This window comes from Xanthomonas sp. NCPPB 1826, from assembly GCF_056725285.1.
In genome coordinates this window covers 3,477,329-3,497,822 of sequence record NZ_CM161521.1, presented here as the reverse complement: position 1 = coordinate 3,497,822, position 20,494 = coordinate 3,477,329, and the positions used below count along the sequence as shown (strand labels likewise).

Genomic DNA, 20,494 nt, shown 5'->3' with positions numbered 1-20,494 from the left:
GGGAAGCGTCATGCGGGATTGTCGCGCACCTCGCGTGCATGGTGGTTACATTTCTTTTCCTTGTGCTTGAGCACAAGGCGGTCGAGCTTGTCGACCAGCAGGTCGATGGCCGCATACATGCTGGAGCCGCTGGCATCTGCGTGCAGGGTGCGACCGGGGAGGTTGACGGTGGCGACCACGTGATGGTCTGGCTTGCGAACAGCCAGCTGGGTTCGGACTTCACAGTGCTGGTCGAAATGGCGCTGCAATCGCTGCAGCTTGCTTGCCACGTACTCCCGCAGCGCGGGGGTCACTTCAAGCTGGTGGCCATACGTCTCGATACGCATCGGATACCTCCATTGGTCGGTGGGCCAATGAACCTTTCCGGTGATCCGACTCACCCGGCGCAGGCCGGCGTTGCGGTGGGTGCAACGTCAGGCGATACGCACGCGTTCGTGGGAGGCGGAAATGTTCATGGCCTCACGATACTTCGCAACGGTGCGCCGCGCCACTGGTACGCCGGAGGTTTTCAGCAGATCGGCCAACTTGGCGTCGGACAGCGGTTTGCGCGGGTTTTCCGCCTCGATCAGGCGCCGGATCATGGCCTGGATGGCGGTGCTGGAAGCCTCGCCGCCGCTGTCGGTGTCGATGCCGGAGGCGAAGAACGAGCGCAGCGCGATGGTGCCGCGCGGGGTGCGCACGTATTTGCGCGCAATCGCGCGGGAAATGGTGGATTCGTGCAGGCCGAGCTCGCCGGCGATCTCGCGCAGGGTCAGCGGCCGCAAGGCCTGCGCGCCGAATTCCAGGAACCCGGCCTGGTGCTGCAGCAGGCAGCGCACCACCCGCAGCAGGGTCTCGCCGCGCGCCTCCAGGCTCTTGAGCAGCCAGCGCGCCTCCTGCAACTGGCCGCGCAGGTAGCCGGCGTCGGACTCGCCGCAACTGCGGATCAGGTTCTCGTAACCGCGGTGGATGGTGACCTTGGGCTGCGCGCGGCCGGCCAGCGAGGCCCGCCACACGCCACGCTGGCGCCAGATCACGCAGTCCGGTACCACGTAGGTGTCCTGCGACAGGTCGCCGATCTGCTTGCCCGGGCGCGGGTCCAGCGAGCGCACCAGCTGGACCGCCTGCTCGACATCGGCGGTGGAGCGCTTGAGTTCGTGCGCCAGGCCGGCCACGCCGCTGCGCGGCAGGCGCTCCAGCGGGCCGGCGACGATCTGCAGCGCCAGCTCGCGCCCCGGAGTGGCCGGGTCGAGTACCGCCAGCTGCAGTGCCAGGCATTCGCCAAGAGTGCGCGCACCCACGCCGACCGGGTCGAAGCGCTGGATCTGGTGCAGCACGGTGAGCACTTCGGCCTCGTCCACCGCCGCACCGAGCGCCAGCGTTTCCAGAATCGCCGACAGCGGCTCGCGCAGATAGCCGTCCTCATCCAGTGCATCGATCAGCAGCGCGCCGATCTGGCGGTCGCGCGGCGACAGCGGCGACAGGTGCAGCTGCCACAACAGATGGTCGGCCAGGGTTTCGGATTCAGCTACGCGCTCGGCGGCATCGCCGGACTCGTCGTCGTCGAAGCTGCCGCCGCTGCCCGACCCGGTCCACTGCAGTTCGTCCTGTGACCAGTCGTCATCGCGCTCGGCCGGTGCCGGTTCCTCGCGCGGGGTGTCGTCGGTGGAGGCGGCCGACGACGCATCCACCGGCAGCTCGTTGGCCGCATGCGCGGCCTCGTCGGCCCATTCCAGCAGCGGATTGGTCTCCACCGCTTCGGCGATTTCCAGTTCCAGCTCGGTGGTGGACATCTGCAATAGCTTGATCGCCTGACGCAACTGCGGCGTCATGACCAACTGCTGTCCTAGCGATGTCTGGAGCCGGGCTTTCATGCGGGCACTGACTGGAAGAATCGATGGCGCGGCGACGCGCTCAAAGGCGGAAAGTTTCCCCCAGATACACGCGACGGACGTCGGGGTTGGCTAGCAGCGCATCTGGTGCCCCCTGCGCCAGCACGCCCCCCTCGGCGAGAATATACGCGCGGTCGCAGATTCCCAAGGTTTCGCGCACGTTGTGATCGGTGATCAACACGCCGATGCCGCGTTCCTTGAGGTGGATGATGATGCGCTGGATCTCGCCGACCGAAATCGGGTCGACGCCGGCAAAGGGTTCGTCGAGCAGCATCATGCGTGGCTTGGCCGCCAGCGCCCGCGCGATCTCGCAACGCCGCCGCTCGCCGCCGGACAGGCTGGCGCCGAGTTGGTCGGCCACGTGGGTGATCTGCAGCTCTTCCAGCAGCGAGACCAGTTCCTTCTCGCGGCCGGCGCCATCCAGCTCTTCGCGCAGCTCCAGTACCAGGCGGATGTTGTCGGCCACGGTGAGCTTGCGGAAGATCGACGGCTCCTGCGGCAGATAGCCGACACCGAGCTTGGCGCGGGCGTACATCGGCTCGGCGGTGAGGTCGCGGCCGTCCAGCTCGATACGCCCGGCATCGGCCTCGACCAGGCCGACGATCATGTAGAAGCAGGTGGTCTTGCCGGCACCGTTGGGACCGAGCAGGCCGACCACCTCACCGGCCTCGAGCGTGAGGCCGAATTCCTTGACCACTTCGCGTTGCTTGTACTTCTTGCGCAGACCGGTGGCGACCAGCATTACTTCTTCCCCTGCGGCTTGGCCGCGGGCTTGGCGGCCGGCGTCGCCGCAGGCGCTGCTGCCGCCGGCGCTGCGGTCTTGGGCTGGATGATCGTGCGCACGCGGCTGCCGTCGCCGCCGCTCTGCATATTGCCGGTCTTGGTGTTGTAGACCATGCGCTGGCCGGCGTTGGTGCCCTTGGGCGAGTCGACCTTGTAGTTGCCGGTCAGCACGATGACTTCGTTGGCGACCTGGTACTCGATGTTGTCGGCCTGGCCGTTCATCATCGCGCCGTCGTCCATCTGCTGCTTCAGCGTGGCCTGCTTGCCGGTCAGCACGACGCGGTCGGTCTGGCCGTTCTTCTGGAAGATGTCGGCGGTGTCGGCGTGGATTTCCAGCGTGCCCTGGGTGATCACCACATTGCCGCTGAAGCGGCACTTGCCGCTGTCGTCGAGCATGTTGCAATCGTTGGCATTGGAGTCGATCGCCATCGGCTGATTGCGGTCGCTGGTCTTGGCCATCGCAAGGGCGGGCAGCAGCAGCGCGGCAAACGCCAGTTTAGCGGGCAGCATTCGGTTCATAGCGGGTCTTGACCTGGGAAAGGAGCTTGTACTGGCGTGATTTGAGATCGGCCTCGAAGCCGACCCCGCTCTGCATGATACCCGGCCGGCTCATGCTCACCGGGGCCGCGGTCTTGGCGAGGTTCTGCTTCGGGAACACGTCCAGGCTCTGGGTGCGGAACGTGGTCGGCGGAGTCGCACCGCCGGTGGGGCTGTCGCCCTCGACATCGCCGCGCAGGCGCAGCTCGTCTCCCGTGGGGCTGATCCAGCCGGTCTTGGAGCGCAGCGTCCACGGTTGATTGGTGTTGTCAGGCAGCAGGAACACCGGGGTGGTGACTTCGGAAGTGCGATCGGCGCGGTTGCGATGCATCTCCGGCGCGCGCAGCGTCATCGATTCCTTGCCGGTTTCCTTGTCCAGCGCAATCAGTTCGAAATCGCGCAGCACGTAGTCGGCGCGCGCATCGTCTGTCGCCGCGGCGACCGGACGCGCGCGCTGCTGCCACGCCGACCAGCCGGAAATCACCGCGGCGGCGAACAGCGCCACGCCCAGGGTGGTGCGCCAGTTCCAGCTCATGCCGAGAACCTTTCGATGATGCCCTCGACCTGGCCCTGCGCGGCCAGCACCACATCGCAGACCTCGCGCGCGGCGCCTTCGCCGCCACGTGCCCGGGTATGCCATTGCACGCGCTCGGCGATCCACGGGTGCGCGTTGGCCGGTGCCACCGGCAGACCGACCGCCAGCAGGGCCGGCAGGTCCGGCAGGTCGTCGCCCATGAACAACACCTGGTCCAGCGACAGCCCGTGCTCCTGGCACAGGGCCAGCACTGCCAGGCGCTTGTTCTTGACCCCGATCTGCACGTGCAGGCCCAGATCCTGGCCGCGTTTTTCCGCCGACAGGCTGGCGCGTGCGGTGATCAGCGCGACATGGATGCCGGCATGGTCGAGCTGCTTGAGCCCCTGGCCGTCGAGCACATTGAACGACTTGCTCTCGTTACCAGCATGGTCGTAATAAAGGCGGCCGTCGGTCAGGGTGCCGTCGACGTCGAAACAGGCCAGGCGGATACGCGCGGCGCGGTCGGTGATGTCGGCGGGCAGGTGTTGCAGAGGGGAATAGGGCATCGGCACGAATCGGTGAGAACGGGGTTCCAACGGTAGAAAACTGAACCTGTTAAACCACTTTGGCGCGCAACAGGTCGTGAATGTTCAATGCGCCCACCGCGCGCTGCTGCGCGTCGACCACGATCAAGCCATTGATCTTGTAATCCTCCATCAGCCGTGCGGCTTCGGCGGCCAGCTGGTCGGCGCCGATTGTGCGCGGGTTGCGCGTCATCACCTGGGCAATGCCGGCGCTGCGCACGTCGATGTCGCTGTCCAGCGCACGGCGCAGGTCGCCGTCGGTGAACAGGCCGATCAGCCTCCCGTCCGCGTCCACCACTGCAGTCATGCCCAGCCGCTTGCGGCTCATTTCCATCAGCGCCTCGCTCAGGCTGGCGTCCTCGCGCACGCGCGGCAGGTCATCGCCGCTGTGCATCACGTCGGTGATGTGCAGCAGCAGGCGTCGGCCCAGGCTGCCGGCCGGGTGCGAGCGCGCAAAATCGTCGGCGGTGAAGCCGCGCGCGTCCAGCAGCGCCACGGCTAGCGCGTCGCCCATCGCCAGCGAGGCGGTGGTGCTGGAGGTGGGCGCCAGATGCAGCGGGCAGGCTTCGGCCGACACGCTCACGTCCAGGTGCACGTCGGCGGCCTGCGCCAGCGAGGAGTTCGGGCGCCCGGTCATGGCGATGATCGGGTTGCCCTGGCGCTTGAGCACCGGCAGCAGCATGCGCACCTCGTCCGATTCGCCTGAGTAGGACAGCGCCAGCACGATGTCGGCCTCGGTGATCATGCCCAGGTCGCCGTGCCCGGCCTCACCCGGATGCACGAAGAACGCCGGCGTGCCGGTGGAGGCCAGGGTGGCGGCGATCTTGCGCGCGATATGCCCGGACTTGCCCATGCCGGTGGCCACCACACGCCCGCGTGAGGCCAGCACCAGCCGACAGGCCGCGGCGAAGTCGCTGCCGATCCGCGCGCCCACGCTGGCCAGCGCCTCGCGCTCGATCTCCAGCACGCGCTGGCCGCTGGCGACCAGGCTGGTGTCGCTGACGGTGGCGGAGGGCAGGTGCGAGACGGCCATGCGGGACTCGGGTGAAGAGTAGAATGTGCGCTCATTTTATGAGGAAACGCCCTTTGGACGCCGAAACCATCCGTAAACTCATCGAATCCGGCTTGCCCGAAGCCCGCGTCGACGTGCACGGCGACGACGGCGTGCACTTCGAGGCGACCGTGATCAGCCCCGCATTCGCCGGCAAGGCCCCGCTGGCGCGCCACCGCATGGTCTACGCGACCCTGGGCGAGCTGATGGGCGGCGCGATCCACGCGCTGCAGCTCAAGACGCTGACGCCCGACGAAGGCTGAGCGTCAGCCGGGTCCTGGCCGGTCGGGCTGCGCCTGCGCCCCGACTGCCAGCGGCCCGGCCGGCTCCTGGCCACCCTTCCCATTCCCCCGACATCCCTTTTCGGATTTCCCAAGCTCCCATGGCAAAAATCGTAGTGACCGGCGGCCAAGCGCTGCACGGTGAGGTCAATATTTCCGGCGCCAAGAACGCGGTGCTGCCGATCCTGTGCGCGACCCTGCTGGCCGATGCGCCGGTGGAGATCAGCAACGTGCCGCATCTGCACGATGTGATCACCACGGTGAAACTGCTCAGCGAACTGGGCGCCGAGGTCACCATCGACGAAGGCACGCTGGCCAAGGGCCGCTCGATCCTGGTCGACCCGCGCTCGGTCACCCACCAGGTCGCGCCCTATGAGCTGGTCAAGACCATGCGCGCCTCGATCCTGGTGCTCGGCCCGCTGCTGGCGCGCTACGGCACCGCCGAAGTGTCGCTGCCCGGCGGCTGCGCGATCGGCTCGCGCCCGGTCGATCAGCACATCAAGGGCCTGCAGGCGCTGGGTGCGGAGATCAGCGTGGAGAACGGCTACATCAAGGCCACCAGCAACGGGCGCCTGAAGGGTGGCCGCTACGTGTTCGACATGGTCAGCGTCACCGGTACCGAGAACGTGCTGATGGCCGCCGTGCTGGCCGAAGGCACCACTGTGCTGGAGAACGCGGCGATGGAGCCGGAAGTCACCGACCTGGCCGACTGCCTGATCGCACTTGGTGCGCAGATCGAAGGTGCCGGCACGCCGCGCATCGTGGTGCAGGGCGTGGAGCGCCTGGGCGGCGGGCACCATGCAGTGCTGCCGGATCGCATCGAGACCGGCACCTTCCTGGTCGCCGCGGCGATGACCGGCGGCAGCGTCACCGTGCGCCGCGCCCGTCCGGACACCCTGGACGCGGTGCTGGACAAGCTCACCGAAGCCGGCGCCAGCATCACCACCACTGCCGACAGCATCACGCTGGACATGCACGGCAAGCGCCCGCGTGCGGTCAACCTGACCACTGCGCCGTACCCGGCGTTCCCCACCGACATGCAGGCGCAATTCATGGCGCTCAACTGCGTGGCTGACGGGGTGGGCGTGATCAACGAAACCATCTTCGAAAACCGCTTCATGCACGTCAACGAACTGCTGCGCCTGGGCGCGGACATCCAGGTCGAAGGCCATACTGCGATCGTGCGCGGCACCGAGCGCCTCAGCGGCGCGCCGGTGATGGCGACCGACTTGCGCGCGTCGGCATCGTTGATCCTGGCCGGCCTGGTGGCCGACGGCGACACCACCATCGATCGCATCTACCACCTGGACCGTGGCTACGAAAACATCGAGGAGAAGCTGGGGGCGCTGGGCGCGACCATCCGGCGCATCGCATGATCCTGCGCGGGCGCTTCACCACCCGGCGCAAGATCCTGCTCGGCGTGATCGTGCTGATCCTGGCATGGCTGGCCTATGCCTGGTCGGTGGGCATGGCGATCACCCAGGGCGTCGAGTTCAAAGACATGGACTGGAACAACGACGGCACCGCCAGCCGCGACGAGATCGCGCAGTCGTTCTATGCGGTGGCGGTCAAGAAGACCGTCGAAGGCAAGCGCCATTGCGACCTGTTCTACTGGCGCAGCACCGGCGAGCAGATCCGCGTGGACTGCCGCACGGTGTTCTCCAGCGGCGACGACAAGGCGGCCAAGCCCTGAGGAGTGATAGGTGGGTGCGGATAGATCAGTAGTAGAACGGCTGATCTGAGGCTTGGTTGCAGGGCCCTTGCCCGCCCACCCTCGCAGGACACGCCGCAAGTACGTCCCTGTAGGCTCTTACGCGGCATCCGTGCCGCGTAAGGTCCCGCGACGGTGAACGGGCAAGGACCCGTCGACATGGTCGGTGTGCATGTTTTCAATAAGGCAACCGACTAACTCTCTGGTGCGGTGTCCTCGCCGCTTGCGGGACCGTGTGGCGGCATGGATGCCGCCACCGAGCCCCCAGGGACGGGTTCACGGCGTGTCCCGCGAGCGGTGAGGGCACCGCGCCCTCGACCCACTGGCTCCTACAGCCTTGCGCCTTGGCGCGCTCTTAAAATGGCAGTTACATCCGGCCTAGCGCAGGCCCTTGATGGTCAGATCCAGCGCGTCCTGGCCTTTTTCCTTCTGCAGCAGGCGTGCCGGCACCGGCAGATCCTTGACCACCCACGCGATCAGTTCCTTGTCGCCGTCCACGCGCGACACCTTGGTCGCCTGTTCCTGCTTGCCGTTGACGGTGATGGTTTCCTTGCCGACCACCTTGTAGCTCATCGGCTTGATGCGGCCTTCGTCCACCATGCGGTAGTTCAGCGGCTTGCCGGCGGCCAGGTCGCGGGTGATCGCCAGGTTGATCAGCAGCGCATCCATGTCACCGGGTTGCAATTTCACCGGGCCACGACGGTCCGGCTTGATGTCGCCGCCCCAGGTCGCCTGGCTGGTTTTCCAGTCGTAGTTGGCGGTGACGTTGCGGCGCTTGACCATCATCGACGAGGTGTCGTTGCTGCTGACCGGACGCAGTTGGCCGTTGCTCTCTTCGAACACCGTGCTCTGGGTCAGGTTGGCCAGCTGGTTCTGGATGGTGAGCGTATAGCGCCACTGATTGGCGCCGGCGGCGGCCAGGGTCATGGTGCCGTTGGCCTGCATGCCCATGTAGTTGGCCGAATAATCGGCCTGGAACGGCTGCATGGCGAACGCGGGCAGGCTGGCCAACGCCAGTGCGGCAGCGGCAATCAGCGAACAGGTGCGGGAAACGGTGTGCATGGGTCAGGCTCCTTGATATTCGACCAGGCGTAGATCGACCTGATCCTCACCTTTGTCACGTTGCAGGATGCGCACCGGCGTGGGAACGCCGTTGGCGATCCAGAGGATGGTTTCGTTGTCGCCGCTGTTGACGCGGTACACGCGCAACGCGTCGTAGCTCAGGTCGCCGACCTGTACCACCTCGGTGGCATCGGCGACTTTGTAGTCGTACTTACGCACCCGGCCGACATCGACGTAGCGATAGCTCAAGCTGCGTCCGGGTTGCGCGTCGCGCATCAGCGACAGGTTCAGCGACAGCGCGCTCTGGTCGCCGCGCTGCAACGGAATCGCCTGCTGGCGCTCCTTCTTCAGATCGCCGTCCCACTGGGCGCTGGCGGTCTGCCAGTTGTAGACGCCGGTGACCTTCTTGCCGAAGAACATCGCCTTGCGCACCGTGCTCTGGCTCAACGGTACATAGGTGTCGCCATCGACGCGGAACACCGTGCTCTGCTCCAGGTTCAACCCTAGGATGCTGGCAAAGCCCTTGCGGCCGCGCACCGACATGTCGATACGCCACTGGCTGCCTTCGCCGTTGCTGACCTGCATGGTGGCATCACCGGCTTCCTTGCCACGGTAGAACGCCTGATAGGTGGCCACGAAGGGTTGCAGTGGCGGCGGCGTCCAGGTGCTGGCAGGCAGGGCCGCTGCAGAGGCTGGCGCCGCTGGCGGCGTCGCAGCTGGAGCAGGGGCCGTTGGCGCAGGCACGGCAGTCGCCTGTTGCGCACGGCCGGCACCGGCCGGGGCGAGCAGGGCAGTGGTCAACAGCGCGGTCGCGATCGGGAGGAGTTTCATGCGCTGGGAGGGAGGCACGGGGCCGCCAGGATGTCCGAGACAGGATGAGGAGGGCGTATCCGCATTCAGGCGAGTGCGGTGTCAGCGGACTCTAGTCGCAGTGGCGTAAACAGGCACTGACCGTCGATATGGACGCCATCGCCACGCACCTCCACACGCCCGCTGGCGAGCAGGTCCAGCGTGGCCAGCAGCAGCGGGTGTTCGCGCGCCAGCACGCGCGCGGCCAGCTGCTCGGCGCTGTCGTCGGGCAGCACCGGCACGTGCGCCTGTGCGACCACCGTGCCGGCATCCAGCTCCGGCACAACCAGGTGCACGCTGGCGCCATGTACGGTATCGCCGGCTTCCAGTGCGCGGGCATGGGTATGCAGGCCGCGGTATTTGGGCAGCAGCGAGGGGTGGATGTTGAGCATGCGCCCGGCAAAGCGGCGCACCAGCGGCTCGCCGAGGATGCGCATGTAGCCGGCGCAGATCACCCAGTCCGGCTGCGCGGCGGCGATTGCATCGCCCAGCGCAGCGTCGAAGGCCGCGCGGTCGGCGAAGCCGCGCGGACTGGCACTCCAGCGCAATGCCTCATCGACCTTGTGCAGTGCCGGCGCCTGCGGGCGATCGGAAAACACGCCGACGACCTCGGCCGGCAGCCGGCCGCTGGCGATGGCATCGAGAATGGCCTGCAGGTTGCTGCCACGGCCGGAGGCCAGGACCGCCAGACGCAGGCTCATGGGGTTGGATTCGCTGAAGTCATGGGGCAGTGCGCGTCACGCGGCGGTGGCGGTCGGAGCGAACAAGGCCTTGACCTGCGGGCGCAGCAGCACCACCAGCGTAAATACGCCGACGACGGTGCCGAACGGCATGAAGGAGCAGGAAATGCCGGCCACGATCAGGCACAGCAGATGCCGTCTGCGCTGGGCAATGCAGCGGCCCGCGTAGGCCATGAACGCCGCCAGCGTCAGGCCGCAGCCAATGAACACAGCCGCGAACGCCACGAAGAACCAGCCGAACAATCGCGGATCCATCGATGGTGCGTCCGCACTGGCATGTGTCATGGGCAGGTGCCCGGTGATGATTGCAATGCCCATGAACAGATGGATCAACGGGAAAAGCGAAAACAGCGCAGTGATGGCGGCCAGCACATAGTGAAAGACCGACAGCAGTTTCAGATGCTGGAGATCGTCAGCGCTGGCCGATGCCGGCAGTGCGCGTGGGGAAGCGTCCATGCAGCTCTCCTCGATCAACCGATCCGCACGCGCTCGTCGCCCTGCGCCGGGACCACCTGGCCGATGCGCCAATGCGCCAGCGACTGCGCATCCAGTGCCTGTTCAAGCGCGGCAGCCTGCTCGGGGGCGGCGATCAGCACGAAGCCGATGCCGCAGTTGAAGGTGCGCCACATTTCGGCATCGGCCACCGCGCCCTCGCGCTGCAGCCAGGCGAACACCGGCGGCAGCGTCCAGGCCTTGGCGTCGATGTCCAGGCCCAGGCCGTCGGGGATCACCCGGATGATGTTTTCGGTCAGCCCGCCGCCGGTGATGTGCGCCATGGCGTGGATGCTGTCGCCCTGCGACTTGAGCAGCGCCAGGATCGGCTTGACGTACAGCGCGGTCGGCGCCATCAGCGCATCGATCAGCTTGACGCCGTCGTCCAGCACCAGCTCGGCCGGTGAGCCGGCACGTTCGTAGATCTTGCGGATCAGCGAGTAGCCATTGGAATGCGGGCCGGACGAGGCGATGCCGATCAGCACGTCGCCCGCGCGCACCTGTGCGCCGTCCAGCAGCTGCGATTTTTCCACCGCGCCGACGGTGAAGCCGGCCAGGTCGTACTCGCCCGGCGGATACATGTCGGGCATCTCGGCGGTTTCGCCGCCGATCAGGGCGCAGCCGGACAGCTCGCAGCCGCGCGCAATGCCGCCGACCACCGCCGCGGCGGTGTCCACGTCCAGCTTGCCGGTGGCGAAATAATCCAGGAAGAACAACGGCTCGGCGCCCTGCACCAGCACGTCGTTGACGCACATGCCGACCAGGTCGATGCCGATGGTGTCGTGCCGGCCCAGCTGCTGCGCCAGCTTGAGCTTGGTGCCGACGCCGTCGGTGCCGGACACCAGCACCGGCTCCCGGTACTTGCCGGACAGGTCGAACAAGGCGCCAAAACCACCCAGGCCGCCCATCACCTCCGGCCGGAAGCTGCGCTTGACCAGCGGCTTGATACGTTCGACCAATGCATTGCCGGCATCGATGTCGACACCTGCCTCACGGTAGGTCATGGGCGAGGGATTGGAAGGCGTTGGGCTGGTCACGGGCGGGGAGGGCTCGGCTGTAAAGGCGGCGATTTTAGCAGCCACGTTGGCGCTGGCGTCCCATTCGGGCAACAATTCACCCGGATACGCTTACGTCATGGAACCGTCGATGCGCCGCAGTCTCGCTTTCTTTCTCGCCCTCGTGGTCGCCATGCCCCTCGCGCCAGCCTTTGCGCAGGCCGATCTACGCACCGAAGGCGACGTCGCCAAGGCGCAAAGTGCCTACGAGGCCGAAGTGCCGGTCAACAGCCAGAGCGAGTCCGATCGCCCCGGTGCGCTGGCGCGCGCGCTCGGTGCGGTGCTGGGCAAGGTGTCCGGCGACCGCGGCGTGATGAGCCGCCCCGGCGTCTCGCAGGCATTGCGCGGCGCGCCGGGCTATGTCGAAAACTACGATTACCGTCAGGACCAGGGCACCTCGCGCACCGGCGCGCCGACTTTCCGCACCGTGCTGGTGGCGCGCTTCCGGCAATCGGACGTGGATGGCCTGATCGCCGCGCTGGGTCTGCCGGTGTGGCCGCTGCCGCGGCCCAAGCCGGTGCTGTGGCTGGCCATCGACGACGGCAGCGGCCCGCGCCTGGTCGGCGTGGCGCAGGCCAACGCCGCGCGCAGCGTGCTGGACCGGGCGATCGAGCGCGGCTACCGGCTCGGCCTGCCCGGCGGTGCGGCCGCCGAGCAGGTGCTGGCCGGCGCGATCTGGCGCAAGGACACCGCCGCGGTGGCACGCGCCTCGGCCAAGTACAGCCCGCCGATGCAGTTGATCGGCAAGCTCTACCGCAATGACGCCGGCTGGACCGCCGATTGGGTCTTCGTCGACAACGGCAACGTGCTGTCCAGTTGGACCAGCAGCGACGCCGACGCGCGTCGCGCGATGGCTGCCGGTGCCGACGGCGCCGCCGATGCGCTGGTCAAGCGCTACGCCAAGCGCGTGGATTCGGGCGTGCCCGGGGTCTACCGCGCGGTGATCACCGGCATCAGCAGCGCCGACGATTACCTGCGTGTCTCTGCCGCGCTGCAGGGCGTCTCGGTGGTGCGCAGCATCCGCCCGGTCAGCGCCAATGGCGACCGCATGGAAGTGGATCTGGAATTGCTCACGGGCATTTCCGGCCTCAACCGTATGCTCGGCGACAACAGCCCGTTGGTGCCCGTTTCGGTACCGACCGAGGGCCCGATCATTCTCGAAAACGAGCACGCCGAGTACCGCCTGAAATGACTTTGACTCCCGAAGCCGAGATCGCCCTGTTTCTGCGTCGCCTGAAATGGGTGGCGGTGACCGTCGGCGTGTTGTGGGTGGTATCGCTGCTGTCGCCGATCCTGACGCCGTTCGTGCTGGCGCTGCTGCTGGCCTGGCTGGGCGACCCGCTGGTGGACCGCATCGAGCGCGCCGGCCGCTCCCGCAACATCGCGGTGGTGCTGGTATTCGTGCTGGCGCTGCTGCTGTTCGTGCTGGCGCTGATGATCCTGGTGCCGATGATCGAGCGCCAGATCATGACCCTGATAGACGCGCTGCCGCAGATGCGTGCCTGGGCCATCAGTACCGCGATCCCGTGGCTGGAAGCCAAGACCGGCGTCGAGCTGATGGGCTGGCTGGACCCGGAACGCCTGATCGACTGGATCCGCAGCCACTGGGAGCAGGCCGGCGGCGCCGCCAAGACCTTCTTCGGCTACGTGCAGCGGTCGGGCTTTGCGATGGTGACCTGGGTGATCAACCTGGCGTTGTTGCCGATTCTGGCGTTCTACTTCCTGCGCGACTGGGACCGCCTGGTCGAGCGTGTGGCCGCGGTCATTCCGCGCGCCTACATCGGCACCGTGAGCCGGCTGGCGCAGGAATCCAACGACGTGCTGGGTGGCTTCATCCGCGGCCAGTTCCTGGTGATGCTGGCGCTGGGCGCGATCTACGCCGCCGGCCTGTCCATCATCGGGCTCAATCTGGGCCTGTTGATCGGCATCATTGCCGGCCTGATCAGCTTCATTCCGTATCTGGGCGCCACCACCGGCATCGTGCTCGCCCTGCTGGCGGCGGTGGTGCAGGCACAGGGCTTCGACCTGAAGCTGCTGATCGGCGTAGGCGTGGTGTTCACCGTCGGCCAGCTGCTGGAAAGCTATGTGCTGACGCCGCGCATCGTCGGCGACAAGATCGGCCTGCATCCGGTGGCGGTGATCTTCGCGGTGATGGCGGGCGGCCAGTTGTTCGGCTTCCTCGGCATGCTGCTGGCGCTGCCGGTAGCGGCGGTGGCCAATGTGCTGCTGCGCTATGCGCATGAGCAGTACACGCGCAGCGACCTATATGCGGGCGAACGTGCCGGCATCGTGCTGCAGTCCACCAACGAGCGCAGCGTGATCATCGACCCGAGCAAGGACACGGATCGGCTGTGAGCGTTCCGCAGTTGCCACTGGCGCTACGCGCGCCGCCCGATCAGCGATTCGACAGTTACATCGCCGCGCCCGACGGCCTGCTGTCGCAGCTGCAGGCGTTGGCAGTCGGGCAGGTGAGCGACTGGCTGTATCTGGCCGGCCCCGCAGGCACCGGCAAGACGCATCTAGCGTTGTCGTTGTGCGCCGCCGCCGAGCAGGCCGGGCGCGCCCCAGCGTACCTGCCTCTGCACGCCGCCACTGGCCGGTTGCGCGATGCGCTGGAAGCGCTGGAAGGGCGCAGCCTCGTCGCACTGGACGGCGTGGAAAGCATTGCCGGGCAGCGCGACGACGAAGTGGCGCTGTTCGATTTCCACAACCGCGCGCGCGCTGCCGGCACTACCTTGCTGTACACCGCGCGGCACATGCCCGACGGCCTGGCCTTGGTATTGCCGGATCTGCGCTCGCGGCTGTCGCAATGCATCCGCATCAGCCTGCCGGTGCTCGACGATGCAGGGCGCGCGGCGGTGTTGCGCGATCGTGCGCAACGGCGCGGACTGGCATTGGACGAGGCAGCAATCGACTGGCTGCTGACCCATAGCGAACGCGAACTGGCCGGACTGGTGGCATTGCTGGACCGGCTGGATCGCGAATCGCTGGCTGCCAAGCGCCGCATTACCGTGCCGTTCCTGCGGCGGGTGCTGGAGGATCGCGGCTCTTCGAGCAGCTGACGGAATTACTGCGCTCAGCGCTAGGTAGGCGCAGGTTGCTTAGCGCTTGCCATCTGCACATCTATCGCAGTGTCGGTGCATTCGAGGCACATCGCCTGAAGCTTGTAGAGCAGCTGATCTGCGGGTTGGCTGCAGGGCCCTTGCCCGCCCACCATCGCGGGACACGCCGCAAGTACGTCCTTGTAGGCTCTTACGCGGCATCCATGCCGCGTAAGGTCCCGCGACGGTAGTCGGGCAAGGACCTGTCGGGATGGTCGGTGCGCATGGACAAGAGCAGGAGCGGCGCCGGCGCATTGGCTGCAAGCCCGTCGAGATGGTCGGTGTTCGTGGTTCGAGCAATGCACGACGCGCGGCCGGGCGTTTGCAGCGGCGTGGTTGCGATCAGCCGCCGTCGCGCAGCAACCGGGCATCCAGCTCCGCCAATCGCTGCGGCGTGCCGACATCGGTCCAGCGCCCGGCATGGTGGATGCCATCGATCAGGCCTGCCGCCATCTGCGCGCGCAGGATCGGCGCCAGCGCGAAGCGCGGCGCGGTGCCGGGGTGCTCTGGGTGCTGGCCGATGACCGACTGCCAATCGCGCAGCAACGCCGGTCGATACATGCCGATGCCGGCGTAGGTCAGCGTCGCGGGCAGATCTGCGCGCACCTTGCCATCGGCATCCAGCGCAAAGTCTGCGCGCGCCGCATAGGCGGGTTGATCGACCAGCACCAGCTGGGCCAGGCCCTCCGGCGCGGCCGACAGCCGCGCGAAATCGAAATCGGTCCAGATATCGCCGTTGACCAGTAGGAACGGGGCCTCGCCCAGCAACGGCAACGCATGCAGCATGCCGCCGCCGGTTTCCAGCGGGGTGGCGCCCTCAAAGGAGTACGTCAGCCGCAGCCCGAACGCGCTGCCATCGCCCAGTCCCTGCGGAAACTGCTCGGCCAACCACGAGGTATTGATTACCACCTCGTCCACGCCCAGCGCGGCCAGCTTGCGCAGATGCCAGACGATCAGCGGCGTGCCGCCCACCGACAGCAGCGGCTTGGGCGTGCGCTCGGTCAACGGACGCATGCGCTCGCCGAAACCGGCGGCGAAGATCAGTGCCTTCATGCGCCGGCCTGCGCGGAGTGTGCCGCCAGTGCAGGTTTGACCAGGTCTTCCAGCAGGCCGATCAGCGGCGCAAGTTCCGGATGACGCGGCAACACCTCGTCCAGATAGACAATGAAACGCGGCACGTTATCCAGATACCAGTGCTTGCCGTCGCGATGGCTCAGGCGCGAGAAGATGCCGAGATTCTTCAGGTGCCGCTGCACGCCCATCCAGTCCGCATCGCGCAGGAATTGCGCCAGCGGCGGCACCGGCAGTCCGTCCGCTGCGGCACGCGCGTGGTAGCGCTCCAGCCAGCCATCCACGCGCGCCAGCGGCCAACTCACCGAGGTGTCCTTGAACAGACTGATCGGGTCGTAGGCGATCGGCCCGATCACGCAATCCTGGAAATCCAGTACCGCCGGCCCGTCGCCGACCGGCATCAGATTGCGCGGCATGAAATCGCGGTGGGTAAAGACGCGCGGCTGCGCCAGTGCGTTGTCCATCAAGCGGCGCTGCACCAACTGCAGTTGTTCGGCCTGGCCGCAATCCAGCTGCAGGCCCAGGTGGCGACCAAGAAACCATTCTTCGAACAGTCCGGCATCGCGTAGCAGCAGCGCCTCGCCGAACACGCCGCTGTCGGCGGGCGGCGCAATCCGCTGCAGCAGCAGCAACTGGCTGATCGCAGCATCCAGCAACGCGTCGGCATTGGCGTCGGTCAGCACCTGCGCCAGGGTCGGCACGCCCAGGTCTTCCAGCAGCAGGAAGCCTGTCTCAAGATCCTGCGCAAGCACCTGCGGCACGCGCACGCCGTGGGTGCCGAGCAGAGCGTGCATGCGCAACCAGGGCGCCACGTTTTCCAATGCAGGTGGCGCATCCATCAGGATGCGGTCCACGCCGCGTCCTTGGGTACGCCAGTAACTGCGGAATCCCGCATCGACCGAGGCACGCTGCAGCGTGACCTCAGGGTCGTTCAACGCCTGCTTCGCCCATTGCAGACGAAGCGCAGCGCGCGCGGTATCGGGAGTCAACGATGACGTCATGGGTGAATGCTGTGTCGTGAAGTGAAGCGCAGCCAGGTCGGCAGCGACGCCGGGTCGATCAACGCTTGCTGCCGCTGAACAGCCGCAGCAGCGCCAGGATCGCGATCGCACCCAGCAACGCGCCGAGGAAACCGGCCGGTTCGCCAGCGTGATACCAGCCCATGTAGCGGCCGAACCAGCTGGCCACCACTGCACCGGCGATGCCCAGTACGATGGTCAGCAGGCAACCCAGTCGCTGCGTGCCGGGCGTGATGAAACGGGCAAGCAGCCCGACCACGAAGCCGACCAGAATGATGTAAAGCCAGCTGTCGCTACCGAAGAGATTGTTCATCGCAGGCACTGAGGGAAGTGGGATCGGCAGACTAGCATTCGCCGCCGCGGCAACCACATGTGCAGCGCCGACTGTCGCGACGGTGTTGGGGCTACGTCCATGCGCGCGCCGCAACGCATGGCAATGCCATTGGGCCGCCCCGGCATGCGCGGGGCGGTCCAGGGGTCAATCAGCAGCAGCCATGCCCACCATGACGGGTGCCGCTATCGGCTGCCACCGGCGAGCCGCTGGTCTCGCCGCGCAGGCAGGCGGCGTGGTGCTCGGCGATCACCTTGGACACGCAGGCCGTGACCCGCTTGCCCATCGGGATATGCAGGAACTCGTTGGGGCCATGCGCATTGGAATGCGGGCCGAGCACGCCGGTGATCATGAACTGCGCGCCCGGGAACTTCTCGCCCAGCATGCCCATGAACGGGATCGAGCCGCCTTCGCCCATGTACATCGCCGGCTTGTCGAAGAACGCCAGGCTGGCGTCGTCGATGGCTTTTGCCAGCCATGGCGCCATCTCGGGCGCATTCCAGCCCGATGATGCCTTTTCCAGTTCCAGGGTCACCTGTGCGCCGTTGGGTGGGTCGCGCAGCAAGGCCTCTTTCAGCAGTTCGCCACAGGCCTTGCCGTCGGCGGTCGGCGGCAGACGCAGCGACAGCTTCACCGCAGTCTGCGGACGCAGCACGTTGCCGGCCGACGCCAGCGGCGGCATGCCATCCACACCGGTGATCGACAGCGCCGGGCGCCAGGTGCGGTTCAACACCAGCTCGGTGAGGTCGTCGTGCATCGGCACCAGGCCCTCGACCATTGGGAACTTGTCGAAGATGGCGGTATCCAGCGTCGCCGCCGCGGCCTTGGCCTGCGCCAGCCGTTCGGCCGGCACCTGCACATGCAATCCGTCCAGCAGGATGCGGCCGCTGGCTTCGTCCTCGATCCGCGACAGCAACTGGCGCAGCAGGCGGAAGCTGGACGGCACCACGCCGGAGGCATCGCCCGAATGCACGCCTTCCTCCAGCACCTTTACGCTCAGGTTGCCGCCGGTCAGCCCGCGCAGCGAGGTGGTGCACCACAACTGCTCATAGTTGCCGCAGCCCGAATCCAGGCACACCACCAGCGATGGCTTGCCGATGCGTGCGGCAAGATGGTCGACATAGGCCGGCAGGTCGTAGCTGCCGGATTCCTCGCAGGCCTCGATCAGCACCACGCAGCGCGCATGCGGCAGGCCCTGGGTGCGCAGCGCCAGTACTGCCGCCAGCGAACCGAAGATCGCGTAACCATCGTCGGCGCCGCCGCGGCCGTACAACTTGTCGTCGCGCAGCACCGGCTCCCATGGGCCGAGGTCGGCATCCCAGCCGGTCATTTCTGGCTGCTTGTCCAGGTGCCCGTACAGCAGCACGGTGTCGTCGCCCGACTCGGCACCGGTTGCCGGAATCTCAATGAAGATCAACGGCGTGCGGCCTTCCAGGCGCACCACCTCGACCTGCATGCCCTCGATGGCCTGCGCGCGCGCCCAGGTTTCCATCAGGGTGACCGCCTGCTCCATATAGCCGTGCGCAACCCAGTCGGCGTCGAACATCGGCGATTTATTGGGGATGCGGATGTAATCGACCAACTGCGGGACGATCTCGCGGTCCCAGGTGTCGCTGATGAATTGGTCGATCTTGGCGCTGTCCATGGAGACTCCGAATACGTGACGTAACGGCACATTCTACGCCCGTGCCTGGGGGTAGGTATTTCCCTACAAGGCGGCGCGCAGTTCACCGGCTGTGTGAAAAGTTCGTTGGCGATAGGATTGCTGCATGTGGCGCGGGACACTGGCTCCGCCGGCAGGAATGCTGGCTAGGACCATCACCCAAGCCACAAGGAGCGTTGCAATGAAGTCATTTACCGTAGCCCTGAAGTCCCTGCTACTGGCGTTGCTGTTGTCCTCGAATGCGTATGCACTCGACAAGGTCGATATCAACACTGCGTCTGCTGAGGAATTGGACAAGGTGCTGACGAACGTCGGGCGATCAAAAGCCGAGGCAATCGTCGAGCACCGTCAGGCAAACGGTCCCTTCAAAAGTGCCGAGGAACTGGCCCTGGTCAAGGGCATCGGACTCAAGACGGTCGAACGGAATCGAGACCTGATCGAAGTAGGAGCCACGATGGCTCCCGCCAAGAAGGCTGCCAAGGGGGCGGCGGTGAAACCGGTGGGACGGCGTTAATGGGAAAGGATCCGAGATACGGTTCGACGCGAGGATGCGTGGCCGCAACCTAACTGGACAGGATGTCCGGGGGATGGCTGGATGCCGACAAGGACGTGGAATCGCCCGGTGTTGCACTTGGATGTGCAGCCGGGCGTTTTTCGTTTTGGGCCCGCGTGGGTGGCGAACGCACGCAAGCATCGGTGACTGTGGGAAACCAGCGCACGCCGCATGAGGCGCTACTCACTCCGTGAGGCACCAGCCGCTTCGTGGGTCTCGGCCACACCCTCCAGTTGAGGCTTGGCATTGAGCCTAGGGCACATCAGCAGCCCTGAAGCACCGCATGACGGGCTGGCGCCGCGCTTGCGGCACAATGTGCCCATGCAGCTGACAGACCTGAGCAGCCGGGTGATTCCGGCCACCGAGTACCGCCGTGAGCGGTGGCGCAATCAACTGGGCTGGACGCGCGAGATCCTGCGTCTAGGCGAAGCCGACGCATGGTCGCTACGCCTGTCGATTGCCGAGATCGAGCAGGACGCGGCGTTTTCCGCATTCCCGGGCATCGATCGCGAGCTGGTGCTGTTACACGGCAATGGCATGCGGCTGCAGTTTGGCGATGCTGCCAGCGGTATGGGCAGCGATACCAGCACTGACACCGGCACCCGCACAGGCACCGGTGCAGGCATTGGCATCGGCACGGCTACTAGCGGCGGCGTCAGCAAAAGCGATAGTGGCAATGGCAATGGCAATAAGGGCAATGGCAATAAGGGCAGTGGCAATAAGGGCAGTGGCAATAAGGGCAGTGGCGCTGACCAGGGCGTCCATGACGCCAGCGCCGGCGCCGGTGGCAATGTTCCTGGCAGCAGTCATCGCAGTTGCGAATTGCTGCCGCCGCACCAGCGCGTCCGATTTGCAGGCGAGGAAACGGTACATGCCACGCTGCTCGACGGGCCGACCCAGGATTTCAACCTGATGTGGCGGCGCGATCTGGTGCAGACCGAACTGCTGCACCGGCCGCTGGTCGGCACCATGCTGTTTTTCGCCGACCCGGGCAGCGCCTGGGCGATCCACCTACTGGCAGGCCAGGCCAGCTTTGGGCGCGAGAGTGGCCTGCCACCGTTGGCTGCCGGCGATACCGCGTGGCTGAGTGCCTCCACGCGCAGCCGCTATGTGCTAGATGGCGGCGGCGAACTGCTGGCGATCCGGGTGAGCCCGGTCTAGGGCGTTTCACGTATCCGCAAGCAGATCGCGCCCCCGCGGCACGCGCCCGGATGCGTTCGTGTCAA

At 66.6% G+C, this 20,494-nt stretch carries 24 protein-coding genes; 8 read left to right on the top strand and 16 right to left on the bottom strand.

Features of this window, described 5'->3' with window-relative positions; translation table 11 throughout:
• Positions 1-8: 8 nt before the first annotated feature.
• The 7 genes from hpf to AC1PLA_RS14825 form a co-directional block, all read right to left on the bottom strand.
• Positions 9-326 carry a ribosome hibernation-promoting factor, HPF/YfiA family gene (hpf, locus tag AC1PLA_RS14855; protein WP_016904608.1) on the bottom strand — a complete coding sequence of 106 codons (318 nt, stop codon included), beginning with the start codon at positions 324-326 and terminating at the stop codon, positions 9-11.
• A gap of 87 nt (positions 327-413) precedes the next feature.
• Positions 414-1,853, bottom strand: coding sequence for an RNA polymerase factor sigma-54 (locus AC1PLA_RS14850; protein ID WP_039519777.1), 1,440 nt, complete (start codon positions 1,851-1,853; stop codon positions 414-416).
• 40 nt (positions 1,854-1,893) lie between these two features.
• The gene (gene lptB, locus AC1PLA_RS14845) at positions 1,894-2,613 is read right to left on the bottom strand and encodes an LPS export ABC transporter ATP-binding protein (RefSeq protein WP_016904606.1); all 720 of its coding nucleotides are present in this window, start codon (positions 2,611-2,613) and stop codon (positions 1,894-1,896) included.
• A complete protein-coding gene (gene lptA / locus AC1PLA_RS14840; RefSeq protein ID WP_102251576.1) occupies positions 2,613-3,173 on the bottom strand; it encodes a lipopolysaccharide transport periplasmic protein LptA in 561 nt (186 codons plus the stop codon). Before lptA ends, lptB begins: the two co-directional genes overlap by 1 nt.
• Positions 3,151-3,726, bottom strand: coding sequence for an LPS export ABC transporter periplasmic protein LptC (lptC, locus tag AC1PLA_RS14835; RefSeq protein ID WP_039526175.1), 576 nt, complete (start codon positions 3,724-3,726; stop codon positions 3,151-3,153). Before lptC ends, lptA begins: the two co-directional genes overlap by 23 nt.
• Positions 3,723-4,271, bottom strand: coding sequence for a KdsC family phosphatase (locus AC1PLA_RS14830; RefSeq protein WP_024938741.1), 549 nt, complete (start codon positions 4,269-4,271; stop codon positions 3,723-3,725). The genes lptC and AC1PLA_RS14830 overlap by 4 nt, the downstream gene beginning before the upstream one ends.
• A 49-nt stretch (positions 4,272-4,320) precedes the next feature.
• The gene (locus AC1PLA_RS14825) at positions 4,321-5,322 is read right to left on the bottom strand and encodes a KpsF/GutQ family sugar-phosphate isomerase (RefSeq protein WP_481104838.1); all 1,002 of its coding nucleotides are present in this window, start codon (positions 5,320-5,322) and stop codon (positions 4,321-4,323) included.
• A 53-nt stretch (positions 5,323-5,375) separates the two neighbouring features.
• Here AC1PLA_RS14825 and AC1PLA_RS14820 point away from each other — a divergent pair, with 53 nt between their 5' ends.
• From AC1PLA_RS14820 to AC1PLA_RS14810, 3 genes are all read left to right on the top strand, one after another.
• Positions 5,376-5,603 (top strand): BolA family protein, encoded by a 228-nt coding sequence (locus AC1PLA_RS14820; RefSeq protein ID WP_016905061.1) that lies wholly within the window; start codon positions 5,376-5,378, stop codon positions 5,601-5,603.
• Between the two features lie 119 nt (positions 5,604-5,722).
• Positions 5,723-6,997 (top strand): UDP-N-acetylglucosamine 1-carboxyvinyltransferase, encoded by a 1,275-nt coding sequence (murA, locus tag AC1PLA_RS14815; RefSeq protein ID WP_039526178.1) that lies wholly within the window; start codon positions 5,723-5,725, stop codon positions 6,995-6,997.
• Positions 6,994-7,314, top strand: a complete 321-nt coding sequence (locus tag AC1PLA_RS14810) for a hypothetical protein (protein WP_039519791.1) — start codon at positions 6,994-6,996, stop codon at positions 7,312-7,314. The genes murA and AC1PLA_RS14810 overlap by 4 nt, the downstream gene beginning before the upstream one ends.
• Positions 7,315-7,710: 396 nt before the next feature.
• On the opposite strand, the gene AC1PLA_RS14805 is transcribed toward AC1PLA_RS14810, so the two are convergent.
• The 5 genes from AC1PLA_RS14805 to purM all read right to left on the bottom strand — a co-directional run bounded on the left by AC1PLA_RS14805 (position 7,711) and on the right by purM (position 11,587).
• On the bottom strand, positions 7,711-8,394 hold the full coding sequence (locus AC1PLA_RS14805) for a DUF3108 domain-containing protein (protein WP_104622988.1): 684 nt from the start codon (positions 8,392-8,394) through the stop codon (positions 7,711-7,713).
• Positions 8,395-8,397: 3 nt separating this feature from the next.
• On the bottom strand, positions 8,398-9,225 hold the full coding sequence (locus AC1PLA_RS14800; protein WP_184625572.1) for a DUF3108 domain-containing protein: 828 nt from the start codon (positions 9,223-9,225) through the stop codon (positions 8,398-8,400).
• Between the two features lie 65 nt (positions 9,226-9,290).
• Positions 9,291-9,944: a phosphoribosylglycinamide formyltransferase gene (gene purN / locus AC1PLA_RS14795; protein WP_481104837.1), complete on the bottom strand. Its 654-nt coding sequence runs from the start codon at positions 9,942-9,944 to the stop codon at positions 9,291-9,293.
• A 36-nt stretch (positions 9,945-9,980) separates the two neighbouring features.
• Positions 9,981-10,439, bottom strand: coding sequence for a hypothetical protein (locus AC1PLA_RS14790; protein ID WP_039813337.1), 459 nt, complete (start codon positions 10,437-10,439; stop codon positions 9,981-9,983).
• A gap of 14 nt (positions 10,440-10,453) precedes the next feature.
• Positions 10,454-11,587, bottom strand: a complete 1,134-nt coding sequence (gene purM, locus AC1PLA_RS14785) for a phosphoribosylformylglycinamidine cyclo-ligase (RefSeq protein ID WP_179465435.1) — start codon at positions 11,585-11,587, stop codon at positions 10,454-10,456.
• Between the two features lie 22 nt (positions 11,588-11,609).
• Here purM and AC1PLA_RS14780 point away from each other — a divergent pair, with 22 nt between their 5' ends.
• From AC1PLA_RS14780 to hda, 3 genes are read left to right on the top strand one after another with little or no spacing between them, the layout of a single operon-like run.
• Positions 11,610-12,722 (top strand): DUF2066 domain-containing protein, encoded by a 1,113-nt coding sequence (locus AC1PLA_RS14780; RefSeq protein ID WP_016904626.1) that lies wholly within the window; start codon positions 11,610-11,612, stop codon positions 12,720-12,722.
• Positions 12,719-13,885, top strand: a complete 1,167-nt coding sequence (locus tag AC1PLA_RS14775) for an AI-2E family transporter (RefSeq protein WP_039813322.1) — start codon at positions 12,719-12,721, stop codon at positions 13,883-13,885. The genes AC1PLA_RS14780 and AC1PLA_RS14775 overlap by 4 nt, the downstream gene beginning before the upstream one ends.
• Complete coding sequence (gene hda / locus AC1PLA_RS14770) at positions 13,882-14,592, top strand: DnaA regulatory inactivator Hda (protein WP_039515168.1); 711 nt, start codon at positions 13,882-13,884, stop codon at positions 14,590-14,592. The genes AC1PLA_RS14775 and hda overlap by 4 nt, the downstream gene beginning before the upstream one ends.
• 381 nt (positions 14,593-14,973) lie before the next feature.
• On the opposite strand, the gene murU is transcribed toward hda, so the two are convergent.
• The 4 genes from murU to AC1PLA_RS14750 form a co-directional block, all read right to left on the bottom strand.
• Positions 14,974-15,684 carry an N-acetylmuramate alpha-1-phosphate uridylyltransferase MurU gene (gene murU / locus AC1PLA_RS14765; protein ID WP_481104836.1) on the bottom strand — a complete coding sequence of 237 codons (711 nt, stop codon included), beginning with the start codon at positions 15,682-15,684 and terminating at the stop codon, positions 14,974-14,976.
• On the bottom strand, positions 15,681-16,703 hold the full coding sequence (locus AC1PLA_RS14760) for an aminoglycoside phosphotransferase family protein (RefSeq protein ID WP_481104835.1): 1,023 nt from the start codon (positions 16,701-16,703) through the stop codon (positions 15,681-15,683). Before AC1PLA_RS14760 ends, murU begins: the two co-directional genes overlap by 4 nt.
• A 58-nt stretch (positions 16,704-16,761) precedes the next feature.
• Positions 16,762-17,034: a GlsB/YeaQ/YmgE family stress response membrane protein gene (locus AC1PLA_RS14755; protein ID WP_006452367.1), complete on the bottom strand. Its 273-nt coding sequence runs from the start codon at positions 17,032-17,034 to the stop codon at positions 16,762-16,764.
• A gap of 169 nt (positions 17,035-17,203) precedes the next feature.
• Positions 17,204-18,697, bottom strand: a complete 1,494-nt coding sequence (locus AC1PLA_RS14750; protein ID WP_065049150.1) for a M20 family metallopeptidase — start codon at positions 18,695-18,697, stop codon at positions 17,204-17,206.
• Between the two features lie 157 nt (positions 18,698-18,854).
• Here AC1PLA_RS14750 and AC1PLA_RS14745 point away from each other — a divergent pair, with 157 nt between their 5' ends.
• Both AC1PLA_RS14745 and AC1PLA_RS14740 read left to right on the top strand, forming a co-directional pair.
• On the top strand, positions 18,855-19,229 hold the full coding sequence (locus AC1PLA_RS14745; RefSeq protein WP_016904771.1) for a ComEA family DNA-binding protein: 375 nt from the start codon (positions 18,855-18,857) through the stop codon (positions 19,227-19,229).
• A 360-nt stretch (positions 19,230-19,589) separates the two neighbouring features.
• Positions 19,590-20,429: a HutD/Ves family protein gene (locus tag AC1PLA_RS14740; RefSeq protein WP_481104834.1), complete on the top strand. Its 840-nt coding sequence runs from the start codon at positions 19,590-19,592 to the stop codon at positions 20,427-20,429.
• The last annotated feature ends 65 nt before the right edge of the window (positions 20,430-20,494 follow it).

Excerpts from the sequence above, each read along its gene's own strand:
- AC1PLA_RS14775 (WP_039813322.1), top strand. The coding sequence starts at position 12,719 with ATGACTTTGACTCCCGAAGCCGAGATCGCCCTGTTTCTGCGTCGCCTG.
- lptC (WP_039526175.1), bottom strand. The coding sequence starts at position 3,726 with ATGAGCTGGAACTGGCGCACCACCCTGGGCGTGGCGCTGTTCGCCGCC.
- AC1PLA_RS14760 (WP_481104835.1), bottom strand. The coding sequence starts at position 16,703 with ATGACGTCATCGTTGACTCCCGATACCGCGCGCGCTGCGCTTCGTCTG.
- AC1PLA_RS14755 (WP_006452367.1), bottom strand. The coding sequence starts at position 17,034 with ATGAACAATCTCTTCGGTAGCGACAGCTGGCTTTACATCATTCTGGTC.
- AC1PLA_RS14780 (WP_016904626.1), top strand. The coding sequence starts at position 11,610 with ATGGAACCGTCGATGCGCCGCAGTCTCGCTTTCTTTCTCGCCCTCGTG.
- AC1PLA_RS14805 (WP_104622988.1), bottom strand. The coding sequence starts at position 8,394 with ATGCACACCGTTTCCCGCACCTGTTCGCTGATTGCCGCTGCCGCACTG.
- lptB (WP_016904606.1), bottom strand. The coding sequence starts at position 2,613 with ATGCTGGTCGCCACCGGTCTGCGCAAGAAGTACAAGCAACGCGAAGTG.
- AC1PLA_RS14750 (WP_065049150.1), bottom strand. The coding sequence starts at position 18,697 with ATGGACAGCGCCAAGATCGACCAATTCATCAGCGACACCTGGGACCGC.
- AC1PLA_RS14745 (WP_016904771.1), top strand. The coding sequence starts at position 18,855 with ATGCTGGCTAGGACCATCACCCAAGCCACAAGGAGCGTTGCAATGAAG.
- AC1PLA_RS14830 (WP_024938741.1), bottom strand. The coding sequence starts at position 4,271 with ATGCCCTATTCCCCTCTGCAACACCTGCCCGCCGACATCACCGACCGC.
- AC1PLA_RS14810 (WP_039519791.1), top strand. The coding sequence starts at position 6,994 with ATGATCCTGCGCGGGCGCTTCACCACCCGGCGCAAGATCCTGCTCGGC.
- AC1PLA_RS14850 (WP_039519777.1), bottom strand. The coding sequence starts at position 1,853 with ATGAAAGCCCGGCTCCAGACATCGCTAGGACAGCAGTTGGTCATGACG.
- purN (WP_481104837.1), bottom strand. The coding sequence starts at position 9,944 with ATGAGCCTGCGTCTGGCGGTCCTGGCCTCCGGCCGTGGCAGCAACCTG.
- murU (WP_481104836.1), bottom strand. The coding sequence starts at position 15,684 with ATGAAGGCACTGATCTTCGCCGCCGGTTTCGGCGAGCGCATGCGTCCG.
- hpf (WP_016904608.1), bottom strand. The coding sequence starts at position 326 with ATGCGTATCGAGACGTATGGCCACCAGCTTGAAGTGACCCCCGCGCTG.
- AC1PLA_RS14740 (WP_481104834.1), top strand. The coding sequence starts at position 19,590 with ATGCAGCTGACAGACCTGAGCAGCCGGGTGATTCCGGCCACCGAGTAC.
- AC1PLA_RS14790 (WP_039813337.1), bottom strand. The coding sequence starts at position 10,439 with ATGGACGCTTCCCCACGCGCACTGCCGGCATCGGCCAGCGCTGACGAT.
- AC1PLA_RS14825 (WP_481104838.1), bottom strand. The coding sequence starts at position 5,322 with ATGGCCGTCTCGCACCTGCCCTCCGCCACCGTCAGCGACACCAGCCTG.
- AC1PLA_RS14800 (WP_184625572.1), bottom strand. The coding sequence starts at position 9,225 with ATGAAACTCCTCCCGATCGCGACCGCGCTGTTGACCACTGCCCTGCTC.
- murA (WP_039526178.1), top strand. The coding sequence starts at position 5,723 with ATGGCAAAAATCGTAGTGACCGGCGGCCAAGCGCTGCACGGTGAGGTC.
- lptA (WP_102251576.1), bottom strand. The coding sequence starts at position 3,173 with ATGAACCGAATGCTGCCCGCTAAACTGGCGTTTGCCGCGCTGCTGCTG.